Annotated in this window: 10 protein-coding genes and 3 pseudogenes; 8 read left to right on the top strand and 5 right to left on the bottom strand. The window is 59.8% G+C overall.

Annotated elements, in window-relative coordinates; translation table 11 throughout:
- Positions 1–22: 22 nt before the first annotated feature.
- The 4 genes from FHS75_RS17035 (at position 23) to FHS75_RS17020 (ending at position 9,933) form a co-directional block, all read left to right on the top strand.
- On the top strand, positions 23–208 hold the full coding sequence (locus tag FHS75_RS17035) for a hypothetical protein (RefSeq protein WP_179408849.1): 186 nt from the start codon (positions 23–25) through the stop codon (positions 206–208).
- Positions 205–2,259 carry a 3'-5' exonuclease gene (locus FHS75_RS17030; protein ID WP_179408848.1) on the top strand — a complete coding sequence of 685 codons (2,055 nt, stop codon included), beginning with the start codon at positions 205–207 and terminating at the stop codon, positions 2,257–2,259. The genes FHS75_RS17035 and FHS75_RS17030 overlap by 4 nt, the downstream gene beginning before the upstream one ends.
- A complete protein-coding gene (locus FHS75_RS17025; protein WP_179408847.1) occupies positions 2,256–7,961 on the top strand; it encodes a DUF4011 domain-containing protein in 5,706 nt (1,901 codons plus the stop codon). The genes FHS75_RS17030 and FHS75_RS17025 overlap by 4 nt, the downstream gene beginning before the upstream one ends.
- 652 nt (positions 7,962–8,613) lie before the next feature.
- The gene (locus FHS75_RS17020; protein WP_179408846.1) at positions 8,614–9,933 is read left to right on the top strand and encodes a hypothetical protein; all 1,320 of its coding nucleotides are present in this window, start codon (positions 8,614–8,616) and stop codon (positions 9,931–9,933) included.
- Positions 9,934–9,978: 45 nt separating this feature from the next.
- On the opposite strand, the gene FHS75_RS17015 is transcribed toward FHS75_RS17020, so the two are convergent.
- The 5 genes and pseudogenes from FHS75_RS17015 to FHS75_RS16995 all read right to left on the bottom strand — a co-directional run bounded on the left by FHS75_RS17015 (position 9,979) and on the right by FHS75_RS16995 (position 15,150).
- On the bottom strand, positions 9,979–10,266 hold the full coding sequence (locus FHS75_RS17015) for a ribbon-helix-helix domain-containing protein (RefSeq protein ID WP_179408845.1): 288 nt from the start codon (positions 10,264–10,266) through the stop codon (positions 9,979–9,981).
- 623 nt (positions 10,267–10,889) lie between these two features.
- Positions 10,890–11,174 (bottom strand): type II toxin-antitoxin system RelE/ParE family toxin, encoded by a 285-nt coding sequence (locus FHS75_RS17010; RefSeq protein ID WP_179408844.1) that lies wholly within the window; start codon positions 11,172–11,174, stop codon positions 10,890–10,892.
- Positions 11,171–11,437, bottom strand: coding sequence for an antitoxin of toxin-antitoxin stability system (locus FHS75_RS17005; RefSeq protein ID WP_179408843.1), 267 nt, complete (start codon positions 11,435–11,437; stop codon positions 11,171–11,173). The genes FHS75_RS17010 and FHS75_RS17005 overlap by 4 nt, the downstream gene beginning before the upstream one ends.
- A 122-nt stretch (positions 11,438–11,559) precedes the next feature.
- On the bottom strand, positions 11,560–12,213 hold the full coding sequence (locus FHS75_RS17000) for a UPF0149 family protein (protein ID WP_229735724.1): 654 nt from the start codon (positions 12,211–12,213) through the stop codon (positions 11,560–11,562).
- Positions 12,214–12,245: 32 nt separating this feature from the next.
- Positions 12,246–15,150 (bottom strand): annotated as a pseudogene (locus tag FHS75_RS16995) (Tn3 family transposase).
- A gap of 120 nt (positions 15,151–15,270) precedes the next feature.
- Here FHS75_RS16995 and FHS75_RS16990 point away from each other — a divergent pair.
- The 4 genes and pseudogenes from FHS75_RS16990 to FHS75_RS16975 form a co-directional block, all read left to right on the top strand.
- Positions 15,271–15,549, top strand: a pseudogene (locus FHS75_RS16990) (recombinase family protein); the annotation flags it as partial.
- Between the two features lie 76 nt (positions 15,550–15,625).
- A protein-coding gene (locus FHS75_RS16985; RefSeq protein WP_179408841.1) for an IS5 family transposase occupies positions 15,626–16,383 on the top strand; the annotation gives its coding sequence in 2 pieces (ribosomal slippage) (positions 15,626–15,959 and positions 15,959–16,383; 759 coding nt in all).
- Positions 16,384–16,398: 15 nt separating this feature from the next.
- Positions 16,399–16,740 (top strand): annotated as a pseudogene (locus tag FHS75_RS16980) (recombinase family protein); the annotation flags it as partial.
- Between the two features lie 195 nt (positions 16,741–16,935).
- A complete protein-coding gene (locus tag FHS75_RS16975; RefSeq protein ID WP_425325962.1) occupies positions 16,936–17,181 on the top strand; it encodes a recombinase family protein in 246 nt (81 codons plus the stop codon).
- Positions 17,182–17,266 lie beyond the last annotated feature (85 nt).

Raw genomic sequence — 17,266 nt, 5'->3', positions numbered from 1 at the left:
GCGAGAAGGCCAGGCAGATGAAATGATCGCATTGCTCGGCGCTATCGCAGAGGAATTGCGAGGGCTGCGCGACGAATTCGACAAGTTCACCGGTTACAACACGACCACCATGTCGGAGGCGGTTGATCGCATCACCGGGCCGCTGGGCTACACGATTGGCGATTTGCAGGACAAGCTGATTGCGATTGAGGTGAATACAGAAGCGTGACCCTCCAGCTTTCCTCGACATACACAGATTCTCTGGGCAAGCTTACGCATAACGAGCAGAAGCAGGCCAATCTCACGGCCATGGCGCTTTTCCTCGATCCGAAGGGGGCGGGTCTTAGCCTGGAGCGGCTGAACACTGCGGACAAGCACATCTGGTCCGCGCGCGTGTCGCAGGACATCCGTATCATCCTGCGGCGTGACGGCGACGATTCACTGCTCGCCTATGTCGGCCACCATGATGATGCCTATCGCTGGGCCGAGCGGCGCAAGTTCATTCCCCACGAGCGCACCGGGGCGATGCAGATCGTCGAAGTGGTGGAGCGTGAGGAAGTGGCAGACCCTCTCGTTTACACCGAGGGGGCCAGTCAGCCTCAAAAGAAGGAAGCCCAGCCCTTCTGGGCATTGTCGGACGACCAGATGCTCGATGTAGGTGTGCCGCGGGACTGGCTCGATCCGGTCCGGGCGATGGGAGAAAGCGAACTCGACACGCTCTTCGAACGGCTGCCGGCAGAAGCGGCTGAAGCGCTCTATGATTTCGCCACAGGCGGCAGGCTGGAGGATCATATAGCCAAGCCTGCACAGCCGGGCGATGATCCCTTCACGCATCCCGACGCCCAGCGTCGGTTTCGTGTGCTCGACAATATTGAAGAATTGCAGGCCGCGCTCGACGCGCCGTTCGAGAAATGGGCGGTGTTCCTGCATCCCGTGCAGCGCGAGCTGGTTGGTCGCGAGGTTACCGGCCCGACGCGGGTTACCGGATCGGCGGGGACCGGAAAGACCATCGTCGCCCTACACCGGGCTGTGCATCTGGCGCGGGACGATGAATCGGCCCGCATCTTGCTGACGACCTTTTCCGAAGAACTGGCCCGATCTCTTGCCGGGAAACTGGGCCTGTTGACGCAAGGGCAGGGCGGTCTGAGCGAACGCACCACCGTCCGCACCCTCGATCAGGCTGCGGAGGAACTCTATACCGCGCAATTCGGGTCACCTACGCGCGCCACCCCTAGCCAGATCCGCGCCATGATCGCCGAGGCTACGGCGGCAGGACTGGGCGGCGAGTTGACCCCGCAATTTCTGCTGGAGGAATGGACCGAGCTGGTCGATGCCTGGGGCGTCACCGATGCGGAAAGCTATGCCACGATACCGCGCATTGGCCGCCGCACCCGGCTTGGCCCGCGCCAGCGAGAGGCGGCCTGGGCGGTGTTCGACGATGTCCGCCAGCGCCTGGCGCAGCGTGGGCTGGTGACATGGGCGATGATTTATGGCCGTTTGACAGAGTGGTTGCGTGACGGCGGTGCGCTGCCGTTCGACCACGTCGTGGTGGACGAGGCGCAGGATCTGACCATCGCACAGGTGCGATTCCTCGCCGAAGCCGCCGGGGGGAGGGCCGACGCCCTATTCTTGGCCGGAGACATCGGCCAGCGCATCTTCCGCCTACCGTTCAGCTGGGCGAAGCTGGGCCTCGACATTCGCGGGCGCAGCCACACGCTGAAAGTGAATTATCGTACCTCGCACCAGATCAGGGCGATGGCAGATCGGCTGCTGCCCCCCTCGATCACCGATATGGACGGCGTGGAAGAGGGGCGGCGCGGCACGGTTTCGGTATTCGATGGTCCGGCGCCCGATATCCGCCTGCTCGGTAACGAGAAGGCCGAAATTTCTTGCGTCGCCGCATGGCTGAAAGAATGCGCGAGCGAGTGGATCGCCAGCGGCGAGATCGGCCTTCTCGTCCGTAGCGAAGGGCAATTCGGCCGCGCCCGCGATGCTATTGAGGCTGCCAGTGCCGGTGATGGCATCCGCATTGCCACCATGCATGATGCCAAGGGACTGGAATTCCGCGCCGTTGCCGTGATGGCTTGCGATGAGGATGTCTTGCCCGACCCGGTGCGCCTGGCAGCCATCGGTGACATCGCGGAACTGGAAACCGCATTCGAGACAGAGCGGCACCTGCTCTACGTCGCCTGCACCCGTGCGCGTGATCGTCTGCTGGTCACCGGCATTGAACCGGGCAGCGAATTTCTCGACGATTTGCGCGCAGGTGGCACCGCATGACCCGGCCTCTGATGGATCGCTCGATTGCCGAGCTTGAAGAAGCGGCGGAACGTAATCGGCTTAACAAGGCCGAATTGCTATTGCTGCATCAGGAGCTGGTTCATCGTTCAACTACCCGAGCAATTCAACTTCGCGAGCGGGTCATCTCCTGGCTCAGCGCATTCGACAAGCAATCCGGAGCATCCAACCCGATGAGTGGGACCAAGGACAAGATTGCCCCCCAGATCATCGATGACACGCAAGAGGCAGTGGCGAAACTTCGCGCCAAGCTGATCGATCTTTCGCGCAAGAGCCCGCTCATCAATTTCCGCCACGGCGGCAGATCCGCCAGCATACTGCGTATTGTCGATGAGCGGCCCGATCTGATTTTCGAGGCGCTGCACAAGAGCGGCATGCAGTTCGAACCACTTCCCGATGCCGACGAAACGCCAAAAGACGAACTGACTGACGAATTCCGTATCGCTTACGAGCGCGGGCGGCTGATCGATGAGGAATTCCTCGCTGCGACAGACAAGCTCGGCGATCACGAGGACGACGCTGACGCATTGCAGGCCGCCGAACGCAGCCTCAGGATGCGTATTCGCGAGCAGCTTGGCCTGCCTCGTCTGGACTATGGCAAATCGCTGGATATCAAGGCGTTGGCGAGGGCAAACGGGGTCAATCCGTCCTTCGATCTCGACTGGAGCGATGAAGATGTCGAGGCCCATCACGAAGACGATCAGTTGCGGGTGCTGCTGACAGAAAAGGAATTGCAGAAGCGCCTCAAGGCGATCTGGGACAAATACCGTTCGCACTACCGGGAAACCGGCATTCATACCCTCTACCTCGCCTGCGGATTTGTCGAATGGCAGGACGACAAGAGCAGCACGACCAACCATGCGCCGGTATTGCTGCAGGCTGTAGAATTGCACCGCGAGGTCAAACGGTCGCGATATGAATATACGTTGCGCCCGCATGATGAAGGGCTGCAGGTCAATATTGCACTGATCGAGAAGATGCGTGAACACTGGGGGTTAAAGGCTCCGGAGTTGCGCGAACAGGAAACGCCGGAATCCTATTTCGTCCGCCTGCTAGCTGTGCTTGACGAAGGGCGTAACCTCGAACTGCGTAATTTTGTGACGCTCTCGGTTCTGCCCTTTCCGCAAATGATCCTCTGGAAGGATCTCGACCCGGAAAACTGGACGGACGATGCGTTCGGCAAGCATCGCCTGCTGCCCGCCCTGATGGGCGCCGCGCCCATGCATGGCGAACCATCCCCGTCAGACCCCTATGATATCGACGAGCCGGATTGGGCCGAGCGCGCACCGGCTCTCGTCAGCCCTGCCGACGCTTCGCAGCATTCGGCCCTGATCGAAGTGGCAGAAGGTGCCGATCTGGCGATCGAAGGACCGCCGGGAACTGGCAAGTCGCAGACCATCACCAACATCATCGCCGACGCCATAGCGGAGGGCAAGAAAGTGCTGTTCGTGGCGGAGAAGCAGGCGGCACTCCAGGTCGTCGCCAACCGTTTGCGCGAAGCCGGTCTGGGGCCACTTGTGCTGGAACTGCATGGCGAGAATGCCAATCGCACACAGGTCTATGATGGCTTGCGCGAACGCCTCGCCAGCGTGGCCCGGCACGACGCGAGCCACCTTAAACTGCAGCGCGGCCGACTCAAGGAGCGACGCGAACAGCTGCGTCTCTACCTGGCCAGATTGCAGGACAGGCCAGGCCAACTGGACCGCACGGTCTATGATCTGTTCTGGTGCCAGATCCATCTTGGCAAGAATGTGCCAGCGCCACTGCAGGAGCAGCTTACCGACTATATTGCCTGTCCGGCACCGACCGCAATCAGCGCGGTCGAGCTCGAACAGATGCGCGGCAAGCTCGACATCTTCGGGCAAGCGCTGCAATCGCTGGACGGTCGTCCGCGTACGCTCTGGCTATCGGCTGCTTCACTGCCCGTATTCGATCAGGCAGAGCCTCTGCGACTTTCCAAGCAGGCCGGAGAGGCGGCTCTAGCTCTACTGAGCGATCTGCAAGCCTTTCAGGATGCCGGGCCGTTCGACATCCCGGCCCCATCGGCAGAGCTGAAACCGCTGGTCGATCAGATCGAAACGTTCCAATCCTTCCTCGATGTGACAGAGCTGGAAGCCATCGCGGCGCTTCGTGTTTCTGACAATGCACGCAGCGCAATGGGGCTCCAGGTCCGCTGGCGGCGATTGTACGACAAGCTTGCCGAGGATATCTCCAACCCGCAGAATTGCGATCGCCCGACCGTCGTTCAACTGGGCGAGCAAATGGCGCTGCTCGATAATCCGCCTGAAACCGTCAGCCAGGCCAGGGCTCAATCCACTGCCGCAAACAGGCTTGCCAGCGAAGCGCGAGGTGGCCGCGAGGCGGCGGACTCTTTGGCGTCCCTGCTTCGGCTACCTGATGATCTGCCACTTTCGGCTGTTTCAGTTCTGGGGCAGGTGTGCATGCGCCTGGCTAACCATCCGGCATCTGCCCGCGCATTTATGGATCGTAGTTTGCTCGACCCGTTGAGCGAACTGGCCATTTCGGAGCAGAGCGAAAAAGCCGCAGGCATTGTACAGGCGCAGGAGAACCTTACTCAGATCGTGCATGAAGAAACCCTTCAGGCAGAGCCTGCCGAACTACAGGAACTGGCCGATACGCTTGAGAACAGCGGGATTTTTGCGCGCATGTTTGGAGGGGAATACAAACGGGCAAAACGGCGCAGCGCACGCCTGTTGCGCGATTCCGCAGAGCGGCTGCGGAATGTGGAAACCTTGCGCGAAGCCGCCCAATTCCGGCAGTCCGTCAATCAGTTTCAGGATGGCAGTTCGGTCCGGTCTCTGTTCCCACCGATGCTTTGGAAGGGGCACGATTCCGACTTCGCAACACTGGAGGAAGCACGGCTCGCGCTCAGGAAAGCAAGATTCGATCTGGGAGAGGCGCAACTCGATACCGCACTCGATCAATGGCTTGGCCTCGATAGTGATGGTCGCGACAAGGCCGGTCGACTGGCCGCCCGGTTTACCCCGGTGGTGGAAGAATTAGCCGGCGTCGTTGAGCCGACGGCTAATTTCCTCGCTGCAACAGCTGCGATCGAAAGACGCAGAGATACGCTGAAGCGGATCACAGAATTGCTACAAGCGCTTGGGGCACACGATACCGGGCACATCATCCGTGAGGGCGACAGCCTGACTGCCCGGATCGAGACTTTTGATGCCTGCCGCGAACAGTTCGAGCAGCTTTCCCGCAGTGAAGTGCTGGACTGGATCGAAGATATTTCCGCACCGCTAGACGGGTTGGGCAGGGCGCTGGAGCAGGTTGGTCAGTTGCAGGCCAGGTCTGACCCGCTCGCTATCATTCCTGCCCTGACGCAGAGCGAGCAGCCGGTCGCGCTGTCCGGTGAAATTGCCGAGATCGGCAAGACCTTCATGGCAAATGCGAGACGATGGGAAGCCGCCAGAACCCTTCTGTTCGATTCCAGCGGAATTGATGCGCGTAATCTCGATAATGGCGAAGCGCACGAGGCGTTGCCCCTGTGGCGGTGCATTCGTGAAAGGCTCGAAGAGTTGGCGGCAGATAAGGATGGCGCGCGGGAGGCCGCCAAGCTGCTGAGTGACAAGGCCGATCTCGACGAGAGGGGGCTGAACGGCCTGTGCCATGCGGCGATGGAGGGAGAACTGAATCCGGCGTCCCTGGCCGATGCCTATGAATTGCGCGTAGTTTCCGCGCTTCTGAAACACCATCTCCATGCCGATGGTGCGATGCTCCAGCGGATGGGTGGGTTGAACCTTGCTGAAGCAAGAAAACAGTTTGCCCGGATCGACAAAGAACTCCACGAACTCGAAGCCATGGCGATACTGGCAGACCGTCTTGACGATCAGCCGGAACGGGGCATCGGGCATGGCCGCCGCGGCGACTTTACCGATATGGCATTGCTGAACAATGAGCTGGGCCTCAAGCGACCGCGAACCCCAATGCGCGACGTCATCCATCGCGCCGGCGCTGCATTGCAGACGCTGAAACCGGTCTGGATGATGTCGCCCGCCAGCGCTGCACAATATATCCAGCCCGGTGCGGTCGATTTCAACTTGCTGGTGGTCGACGAAGCTTCGCAGATGCGACCGGAATTTGCGGTCAGCTCGATCATGCGAGCAAAGCAATTTGTCGTGGTGGGCGATGCCAACCAGCTGCCGCCCAGCAATCACTTCGGATCCAAAACGCCGGAAGAAGATGCTGATGACAGCGTCGGGGTCGACGCCGATGCGGAATCCATTCTCGACGTCGCCAATCAGCGGTTCCGGCGCAAACGCAGGCTCAAATGGCATTACCGTTCGCGCCACGAGAGCCTGATCAAATTCTCCAACCACGAATTCTATGACGATGATTTGGTCGTCTTTCCCAGCCCGTCGGGTGACAGTGACGAGCTGCTCGGCGCGAAGGTAATCTATGTCCCGGATCGCAAGCCGGGCACCTTCTACGCCTCATCGATCAACCAGAAGGAGGCCGAGGCCGTTCTGGAAGAGGCGCTGCATCTGATGAGCAATTATCCGCAATATTCGCTGGGCATCGCGGCGATGAATGCCCAGCAGGCGGAATTGCTGGCGGTCGAGTTCGATCGGCTGCGCCTCGAACACCCGGTGATCGACCGCTATGTCGAACATTTTGCCGATACGGTCGACGAGTTCTTCATCAAGAATCTGGAAAATGTGCAGGGTGACGAGCGCGATATAATTCTGGTTTCTACCGTCTATGGCCCCGACAAGGACGGCAATGTTCTCCAGCGCTTCGGCCTGATGAACCAGGAGGTCGGGTGGCGCCGCCTCAACGTCTTGGTCACGCGCGCGAAAATGTCGATCAGGGTTTTCACCTCGCTCCGGCCCGGCGACGTGAAAGTTACTCCGACGTCAAGCCGGGGAATCCGCGCCTTCAACGCCTATCTGACCTATCTCAACCAGCATCCGACAGTGGACGAATTGACTGTGGGGGAGGCTGAGAACGACTTCGAATGGGTCGTGGCAGAGCGGCTACGCCTCGAAGGTTTCGAGTGCGTGCCACAGGTGGGCGTAAACCGCTTTCGCATCGACATCGGCGTCCGACATCCCGATTGCGGAGATGTCTTCCTGGCGGGCATCGAATGCGATGGCGCACCCTATCACACGGGTTTCACCGTCCGCGACCGCGATCGCATCCGACAGCAGGTTCTCGAGGGGCTCTACTGGAAGATTTACCGTATCTGGTCCGTCGACTGGTACCAGGATCCCGAACGTGAAATGGGCAAGCTGCTGGCCTGGCTTGAAAAACTGCGTTCAGCCGCCACGATCGAGCGAACCGATGAAATCATCCCGTCGGTGAGCAGCGACACAGCACATTCGGAGAATGCGTCGAACGCGGCGGCGATCGTGATCCCGGAGGGAAAGCTGTCTGGGCCAGTTGATGAACCCGACGAACCACAAGGCAGGCGCTTGCAGCCGCTCGACGGCATCGAATGGTATGAGACGAAGAAAGGTTTGCTCTACACGATCTGGGAGAATGGTGCCGCCAAGGGCGAAGTCGAAAAGGCATCCCGTACCACCTCGACATCGCAGCTCTATGGCGACCGTATCTCGATCGATTTGCCTGAATACGAAGCGACGATCTTTGCGTCTGACCAGGTGCGGAAATTCAACGACCTTTACGCCGCCGTCCGGTTCGTGGGGAAAGCGTGAATGGAGTAGGCAACGATGGCAGTCACCGCTGATTTATCCCGCGTTTTTAATAAATCTAAAAATGCAGGATAAAACTGCTCAGTCATGTCGAGATGACGTTAAAGCAGCAGAGAAAAAGTTTTTGCAGTGACGTCTATAATATGGAAATCAACGCTCTGCCTCCGGGCAGCTTTGCGCCAATATTCGATCAGTGGAAATCAGGTCAATATAAGTGCCGAGATATGCGTTATTTAACATAACTATTATTATCACCCTAAGTCATTGTAATCGCAGACAATAACCCTCGCCCGTGTTTGGCGAGATGTATGAAATCAACCGGCGTATAGCGCTGCCGTACTGGCGGCGGATTGAAAACCCAATGACACTTCACCCGCCACGGAAAATCGCCTAAACCCCTCCTGCCCGTCGGTCAGTCCCGCGGGTGAGGCGTCGTAACCTCTGTTGTTGTCGCCGGTCGAAGCGTTATTTCGGCCGGGTGGCCGTCACGCATGTCCAGGGTCCGCCTAAAGGTGGCGGCGCCTTGTGGCAACGCGGGGTTACGAACACCCGGCTTCGGGCCGCCTCCAACGCATTCATGGAGGCACGTTTGGCCCGAAACCACAACAGCACCGCCCGCTCGGGCAGATTCACGAAATCTTCCAGTCTCAGCGCGATGCTCGACAAGCCGAACATTTGGTCGGACTGGCTGGCCGATCAGGAGATCGGCCCACTGTCTTGGGCGCGGCTCGCCGCGATCCTCGTGCGGCGACAAACGCCCGAAGCGATCGCCGCCCTGCTCGCCCCCGCAATCGCACGGGCACGTGCGACCTGCGACGAAAACGCCATCTATTACGGGGAGAGAGCGCCAGAGGCATGGAACTTCCCCGTCACCTATCGCGGTTATCGTGACGATATGTTGGAAACGCTGGAAGACCCGCTCAACGAGGCACTGCGCGGCATGCAGGGCGATGCCGAGGTCCGCTGGCTCGTCAAACATATCTCGGAACGGCGGCCCTGGGGCGTTAGCTTCCTGTGGTTGTTTCTCAATGGCGTTGCTTATGCGATGGCAACTGATCGATTCGACGTCAACAAACTGCCTGATGATGCGCGTTGGCTGGCCGAGGTCGACCTTCCCGATCCCCGCATCGAACCGGCCGACGAACATCTACTACGTCACTTCTATCAGGACCTGACCACCCGGTGTCCACGTGCACTGCCCCTCGATGAATTCGTCGAGCCCGAACATAATTGGCAGGATCCGTTCAACGATCCGTCGGTCGACGATTATCTCAGCCGGATGATCGCATTCGAAAGGATGTCGATCCGCAATCTCGGGCGGCTTTACTCGGCAAAGGAGAACATCACCGATCTCTCCGAAGATGCCTGGGCGCGCTATCAAGACGGGAGCGATTGGGACCGGCTGCTCGACATCGCCGGCATCCCGCGTTTTGACTGGCGCCGACAGGTTGCATTCCTCCTGCGAGAGGTACCCGTATCTGGGCTGTTCCAACGGCTTGATCGGGCCCTTATAGAGATGGAAGCACAGACCGAAACGGAAGTGCTTGACCAGCACCGCGACAAGGGCAAGCCGGTAAGCACGATCAGCTTTGGCGACTGGTTCGGCCAATGGCGCGAACATTTCCGCCACTGGCATGATCCGCTACGAACGGCGCTCAGCGATCTGTGCGTGGGTCAGGATGCCGACATGCTCGCACATTTCTTGCCACATATGGATTCCGCGATCATGGCCAACTTCCTGATTGGTGTTTGCGATGCTTATCTGACGTATATCGAATGGGGCCTGCCAAGCGCCGAGAATGTGGCGCCAACGTCCGAAGTCTTCCGCATACGCTCGCGCTTGGAGGAAAACGCCCCCCTACCCCGCCTCACTGCCGAACTGTGGAGCCGCTTCTGCGACAAGCATGGCATTGAGCGCAGCGAAGATGGCATCTGGTCCAATTTCGGCGTGGATTTCGAGAAAGGGCCGAGCTGATCTGAGTGGGCAGAGCCAGGGCACTCTTATACAGGGACGAAGATATTAACTATGAAATGCCTCCACATTGCGGACTGCCATGTCGAAGATTTCGTCCCCGTCTTCAGGATATTGGCGATCGACAATAAGCGACAAGGCGAGCTGGGTGTACTCGAAGATTGTGAGGATGCGTCCGATGTCGGGGGAAACGCCTGCCTTCAACTGAGGTAAGCCGATGGCAAGCGCGGTACGGATGATCTCGGACCTAGATGTGCCTTTACTGGCTGCGAGGCTATCAACTTCATCAAGAAGAACGTTCGTCAGCTTCACGCCAACGCTGGTTGGTTTTTTCATTGTCGTCACACTTTTCGTTAAGGTCCTCGGTTCGCGTACCGGATCACCATTATAGATCAGGTGCCCCCGGCTGCAACACGGAAACTGATGCCCCCAAGGGCACCAAATAACCCCATAATAATGCGAGAGAAAAGTGCTCCGCCTTCAATAGGTGCAGCAGAAGGCAACTCCCGATATCTCCTATCCCATTGTTATAACAAGGAAAACCGCCACGGCTTGCCGCATTCGGTGTGCAGAAAACAGGAACTCGAACTTTCGTCTCGCTTTGGTGACGGGATTCGGTAGCCTTGCCGAAAGAAAAGGTTTCCTGTCAGCCAGGTCCGCCCGAACGGGCGAGCCTGTTTGTCCGCTCTCAGCTGTCAGATTGGAGGTCCATGCCCCGCCCACGCAACTGGCGCGACATTGTCGTAGAGATCGAACCGAGCGATCCGGTTGCCTTCCGGCAGTGGCATGCACAAAAGCGGCGCGAACGATGGGGCAAGCGGATCGGATGGGCGCTTGCTCTGCTGCTCGTAATCGTCCTGATTCAGTGGCTCCACGGGCTGGGGTCAGTTCCGGTCGAGTGTGGAATCGTACGTTAAGGCGAACTTGTCGCGCATCGTGCGACGATAACGGGGGGGGCGTTAATTCTGCAGCGGGGGCCATTGGCGTGCTGTATGGATTACAACCAAAATCCAGACCGTATCGCCCGCAATCTCATAGATTATGCGATAGCTGCGGTGTGGGGTGATTTCGCGTGTCCCGGCTACCAAGCCCGTATGGCCAAGCATTGGAAAATCGACCAGTTTGGCAACGGCTTCGCTGAATGGTTGGTCGACCCGAAGGGCGGCGGCAGGATCTCTGGCCACCAGGTAGTCCCATATTTCGGCGCGGTCCTGTTCAGCCTCCGGTGTCCAGACGATTTTCACGAATGGGCAGCACGTCGAGCGGCGAAGGCGGCTTCGACCTCTTCGTTCGATCGGCCAAGACCGTCTTGTGCCGAGGCGCGTGCGATCTCAACTTTGCGCTGCACGAAGGCATCATGCTCGCGCTGCGCGCGTTGCTGCTGGATGAATGCCCGCATGAATTCCCGCACAACCTGCGACGCTGGTCGATGGCTGGCCTCGGCCTCGGCCATAAACTCGGCCCGCAGATCAGGCTCCAGCTTCATCGTGAACACAGCGGCTTTCATCGCAACGCCTCCAAAGGTAATGACATTGTATATACCAATTCAAGTTGTTCTTGGTCAAGCCTCAGTCGCATCGCAAAAGCGCCGGCCCGCAATCGCTAGAACACACGCAGCCTGCCCGGCGCTCAATGCCTGGTTGGCCATGGCGCGGTAAGACCGGGCAGGCCTTGCTGCCGCGCGCGAACGCAAGACAGAATAGCAGCGTGGATTTCGGCTTCCATGATTTCGGTCATGGTTCGCAAGTGCTTGATGGTTTCCTTGATTTGGGCGCGATCCTCGGACTCACCGGCGGTGCGCTCAATGAGGTCAGCAACGCCCAGCATCATGGCACGGATGTCGCCGAGATGCGTGACGGCCTCGTGCGCGCGCTCGGGCAAGCCGGCTTCGTCCGCCCCGTTGAACAGCCCTTCGACGAACCCTTCAGCCTCCTGGCCGCGAACCATGCCATAATTCCTAAGATTGGCAGCGGTCGGCTCCAGCGGAACAGACATGGCCCTGAATGGTACTTTGGGGTCCTGGTGCACCGCCAATTCATTCCAAAGCGCCATCACCAGGGCGCCAAGCAGTTCATTGGCATCATCAAGGCTGTCGAACTCGGGTAATTCTCCACCCCAGAGGCTGGCGATCACCGTCATGGGCTGAACGTCCGGATCAGGGCTGGCAATGGCACCCAGCAATCGCGTGCGGAGCTGGTGGTAGCCGATCGGACAAGCGTGCTTGTCGAGCAAGGCGCGGATTGCCTTTTCGTTCAGCGGTTTGTGCGTCGCGTTGACCATCATTCTTCCCGGCATGCCATGCGCTCTGGCCGTTGCTACACGGGCTCGGCGTCCCTGGGCCAGCGATATTCGACGGTGAGCAGGATATGGGCCCAGCCCAGCGGGGAAATGTGAGCGAGCAGCTCGGGCGGAACGTCGAGACCATCGCGGCGCCGGGCTTCGACGGCCTCGTGCAAATGCAGGGTATTCCAGTAAATGACGATGACAGCGAGTAGGTTGAGGCCGGCGATGCGGAAGTGCTGGCCCTCGCTGGTGCGATCCCGGATTTCACCCTGTCGCCCGATCCGCAGCGCGTTCTTCAGTGCATGGTGCGCCTCGCCCTTGTTCAGCCCGATTTGGGCACGGCGCTGCATGTCCGCATCGAGAATCCAGTCGATGAGGAACAGCGTTCGTTCGATGCGACCGACCTCGCGCAAGGCCACGGCAAGGTTGTGCTGGCGCGGATAGCTGGCGAGCTTGCGCAACATCTGATGGGGTTCGATCCGGCCCGAATTCACCGTCGCGATGGCTCGGAACAGATCTGGCCAGTTGGCAACAATCACGTCCTCCCTGCTCTTGCCCGCCACCAACTTGCGCAATTCTGCCGGCGTGGCGGCGGGGTCGAACACATAGAACCGCTTGGAAGGAAGATCGCGGATGCGCAGGACGAGACGCCGATCGAGCAGCCCGCTCATGCCGAAGACGCGGTCAGTGTAGCCGGTCGTGTCGGCGTATTGTTCCCGAACTTGCCGACCTGCCTCATTCGCCAGCAAGCCGCTCAGAATATAGGGGGCCTCGCTGGCTGTCACCGGGATCAGGCGCGAAGCAAATGGTGCATACTGGTCATTTACGTGGCTGTAGGCCTTGGTCCCGGGATCAGATCCATACTTCGCATTGATCGCGTTCATCGCCTCACCTTGCCGGGAGGCGGGGAAGAACTGGCCATCGCTTGAGGCAGTTGTGCCTAACCCCCAGTGGCGGGCCATATCCAGTTTGCCCTGCGCATCCACCACTGTCGCGAGCGCCTGATCCATGGCATCGCTCTCCACATGCCAGCGGGCCAGGCGCGACAACTGCCAGTAGTCGTGCGTGTTCGAGGCTTCCGCCATCTTGCGCAGACCAAGGTTAAGCCCCTCGGCCAGCAGCACGTTGAGCAGGCCGATCCTGTCCTCGCAAGGGGTGCCGGTACGCAGGTGGGTGAACGCCTCGGTAAAGCCGGTGGCCGCGTCGACCTCGAGCAAGATGTCAGTGATCCGCGCCGCTGGCAGCCTACGGTAGAGATCCAGGATCAACTCGTTCGCCTCATCGGGCACATCGGCGGTCAGCCGGTCGATCCGCAGCGTACCATTCTCGATGCTGCCATGGGGTATGGTCCCATTGCGCGCGGCGGCGGCGAGACGCTTCAACCCCGCCAGCAGTCGCGCCTTGCGATCCACAAGCCAGGTTTGTGGATCGAGCGGCATCGTCAGCTGGGCCATTTCCTGCTGCGCCGCCGCCATCGGTACCAGCACTTGCTTCATGTCGCCGTAGCGCCGCGAATGGGCGAGCCACATGTCGCCGGACCGGAAAGCATCGCGCAGATGGAACAGGACCGAAACTTCCCAGAAGCGATTGTCACCCTTGTCCTGAACCTTGAGGTGGCGCCGCCATTTGGAGCCCGGCCGCAAAAAATCCGGGTCTGGGGCACCGGGCGGCTTGGCATCGCGGATTTTGATGGCTGCTTCCAGCAATGGCTTCACCACGGGCGCGCACTTGATTTTGAGGCAGCGCAGCATGCGCGGCGCATAGCGGCGGAACCGGTGATAGCCCATCCCGACATGCGCCAAAGGTTCGTCGGCCATGGTGGCACTCAGCTGCGCGGCGGTTGCTACCAGTTGATCAAGCTGCCCCCATTCCGGCATCCGGCCGAGCACGATCTCGATTGGCACACCATCATTACGCGCCGTGATCATCGCGGTGCCGAGGGCAGTGAAGCCCCGGAGGGTGTCGGTCACGGTCGAGCGGGCATCGGCAATCCTGGTGTCGTGGAGTTGCTTGGCCTCGCGCCAGGTCTTGCCGACAATCCGATCATGGATCTCGATCACCGCATCGGCGATGACGGCTTCCCATTCGACGCAGCAGCAGGCAAGGATCGCGATGCGCCGGTCGGAGGTGATGTCGCGCAACCCGTCGGTGAAGTAGCGCTCCCCCTGACGGCGCAGCCGTGAGATCCGGTGCACGGGCACACCTTTCAGCACGGCGGCGGGCAAATTGAGATCCTGAAGGAACTCGAGACGGTCGAGCAGCCGGTTCGCCGCCGCCGAGTTATTGCCAACCTCGAATTTGCGCAGCCATACGAGCCGGCTGATATTGCCCGGCATCGTTTCCGTCAGTAAGGCGATCATCCGCTTGCGCATCTCGCCGTCGATCCACCGCGCGATGCGGGGTCTCGATGCGACGTTCAGCTGCAACCAATGCATCGGCGCACAGCCGTTCGATCGTCGAAACCGCTGGCAGAATAATCTGGGTCTCCCTGCAACGATCCACAAATCGCCTGACGATGTCCTCGTTGGACCGCGTCTCTTCCGCCTCCCGGCACAACCACTCCTTGAAATCCCGAGCATATCGCCCGGAGAACATCTTGTAGCCGTAAATCCGGCGCAGGGCGATGAGGTGCTCCCGGCGGGTCTCCTCCCGGGCGGCATAGGTGAGCAGTTCCTCCGGCTTTGCACCAAGTTGGGCAGCGAGGAATTCGACAACCTCGCGGGGGATCGCTTCACCGGATGTCAACAGTCGTCCTGGAAAGCGGAACGCACAGAGCTGCAAAGCGAAGCCGAACCGATTCCGGGGGCGACGACGAGACTTGATATGGGCGAGGTCATCGTCCGCCAGAGTGTAGTGTCGAAGCAACCCGTGCCCATCGGTGGCCAATGAGAAAATCGCTGTCCGCTGGCGCTCGGTCAGGACGACGCGATGCGCCATATATCAAAACTCCGAATCAAGACATTTATGATGGTATGAATTTGATATGGGAAATGATAAAGCTCTCAACATGAAATCCCTTGATCCCGTCAGGCCACCTCAAACGATTGTTTGTGAAACATGCTGATCGGCTACGCTCGCGTGTCCAAAGCTGACGGCAGTCAATCACTCGACCTCCAGCGCGATGCCCTGGTCGTCGCCGGCGTCCACAATGAGCAAATTTATTCCGACAGGGCCTCGGGCAAGCGAGACGACAGACCAGGGCTCGAGGCCTGCCTGAAGGCCTTCCGGAAAGACGATGTGCTGGTAATCTGGAAGCTCGACCGTCTCGGTCGCAGCTTGCAACATCTCGTCCGTGTCGTCGCCGATCTTAACCAGCGCGGGGTCGGCCTTAGGGTCTAAACTCAATCAGCTTCTTGAAAAGCAGCGGACACATTGATTCAAGGGTTTTCCACTGGATAGGAGGTTCCTGAACATGTCGTGTTCGTTGTTCTGGTTGTCGGATGAAGCATGGGCGGCGATCGAGCCGCATTTGCCGAGGAACCAGCCCGGCGCGCGGCGGGTCGATGATCGGCGGGTGATATCGGGTATTTTGCATGTGCTGAAGGTGGGTTGCCGCTGGTGCGATTGTCCGGCGCAATACGGACCATCGACGACGATTTACAATCGGTTCAACCGGTGGTCGCGGCGCGGGTTCTGGCTGAAGTTGCTCGATGCTCTGGTCGATGCCGGGGCCGTGACCCGCAGCACCGCAATCGACAGCACCTACATCAAGGCGCAGCGTTCGGCGTTTGGAGGAAAAGGGGGCATTCAATCCAGGCGATCGGGCGCTCGCGCGGTGGCTGGACCACCAAGATCCACGCCCTCACCGATGTCGTTGGCCGCCCCTTCGCGCTGATGCTGACGCCGGGCAACGTCAGCGATGTGGCCGCAGCTCCCGCCCTTCTCGAACGCGCCAGCGGGATGCGCTATCTGCTCGGTGACAAGGGCTACGATGCGGATCGGCTGCGGCGTTCGCTGCGCGACACAGGCACCACTCCGGTGATCCCGGGTCGGCGCAATCGCAAGCGCACAATCCGCTATGACAAGCAGCGATATCGCGACCGCCACCTCGTTGAAAATGCCTTCTGCCGCCTCAAGGACTTCCGCCGCATCGCCACCCGTTACGACAAGCTCGCCGCCAACTTCCTGTCAGGGGTGGCGCTCGCCACCGCCGTAGCCTTTTGGCTGTGAATGAGTCTGGACCCTAAGGTTCTCACTGGGCAAGGCGCCCAGATTGATACAACAACCCCGGCAGGCCGCCTGTCATTCGGCATATTCGCAACGCTGGCCGAATTTGAAAGCGAGCTTATCCGCGAACGCACAATGGCTGGATTGGAAGCTGCGCGCGCTCGTGGTAGGCATGGCGGTCGGAAATTTGCACTGACCAAGGCCCAGATCAGGTTGGCCCAGGCCGCGATGGCTAATCGCGACACCAGCGTCGCCCAACTTTGCAAGGAGCTCGGCGTCAAACCGGTAACGCTCTACCGCTATGTCGATCCCAGCGGAAATCTCCGCGATCACGGCATCCGCGCGCTCGCCAGCCCTTAACGTACGATTCCACACTCAGCCGGAACTGACCCCTTGATCGACCCCCTTATCCTTATGTCAATCTGGAGTATAGCCTAACCGGACGTCAGGCTGGCGCGCCAACTTCTGTCAGGATAGGGTTTGGATGCGATTTTGTTGACGTATGTTGCGCTGTGTCATAGATTTCAACCTGACAAAATCGCACAGGGGGTGGCGATGAAAGGCCAAAGGATCGGTTACGTCCGGGTCAGCACATTCGATCAGAATGTCGATCGCCAGTTGGAAGGACAGTCGCTCGACCGCGTGTTCACTGACAAGGCATCGGGCAAGGACGTCAACCGGCCCCAGCTCGACGCCATGCTCACCTTCGCCCGCGAGGGCGACACTGTCGTGGTCCACAGCATGGATCGACTGGCGCGCAATCTAGACGACCTGCGCAAGCTGGTCCAGTCGAGGGCATAGCGTGGATGGTACGCTAAACAACGCTAAGGGCGAACAATCAGCGAACGCTTAGGCGGCGCGGCTATCCGGCGGCAGATTGAGGGCC

Origin of the sequence: Novosphingobium marinum, from assembly GCF_013408095.1 — a bacterium.
In the GTDB taxonomy this organism is placed as follows: domain Bacteria; phylum Pseudomonadota; class Alphaproteobacteria; order Sphingomonadales; family Sphingomonadaceae; genus Novosphingobium; species Novosphingobium marinum.
Note: the sequence above shows the minus strand (reverse complement) of the source record. Positions and strands in the feature narration are given on the sequence as shown.

What these genes read in the sequence shown, in the direction of transcription:
- FHS75_RS17035 (WP_179408849.1), top strand. Translation starts at nt 23, where the DNA reads ATGATCGCATTGCTCGGCGCTATCGCAGAGGAATTGCGAGGGCTGCGC.
- FHS75_RS17025 (WP_179408847.1), top strand. Translation starts at nt 2,256, where the DNA reads ATGACCCGGCCTCTGATGGATCGCTCGATTGCCGAGCTTGAAGAAGCG.
- FHS75_RS17020 (WP_179408846.1), top strand. Translation starts at nt 8,614, where the DNA reads ATGCTCGACAAGCCGAACATTTGGTCGGACTGGCTGGCCGATCAGGAG.
- FHS75_RS17015 (WP_179408845.1), bottom strand. Translation starts at nt 10,266, where the DNA reads ATGAAAAAACCAACCAGCGTTGGCGTGAAGCTGACGAACGTTCTTCTT.
- FHS75_RS17005 (WP_179408843.1), bottom strand. Translation starts at nt 11,437, where the DNA reads ATGAAAGCCGCTGTGTTCACGATGAAGCTGGAGCCTGATCTGCGGGCC.
- FHS75_RS17000 (WP_229735724.1), bottom strand. Translation starts at nt 12,213, where the DNA reads ATGATGGTCAACGCGACGCACAAACCGCTGAACGAAAAGGCAATCCGC.
- FHS75_RS16975 (WP_425325962.1), top strand. Translation starts at nt 16,936, where the DNA reads ATGAAAGGCCAAAGGATCGGTTACGTCCGGGTCAGCACATTCGATCAG.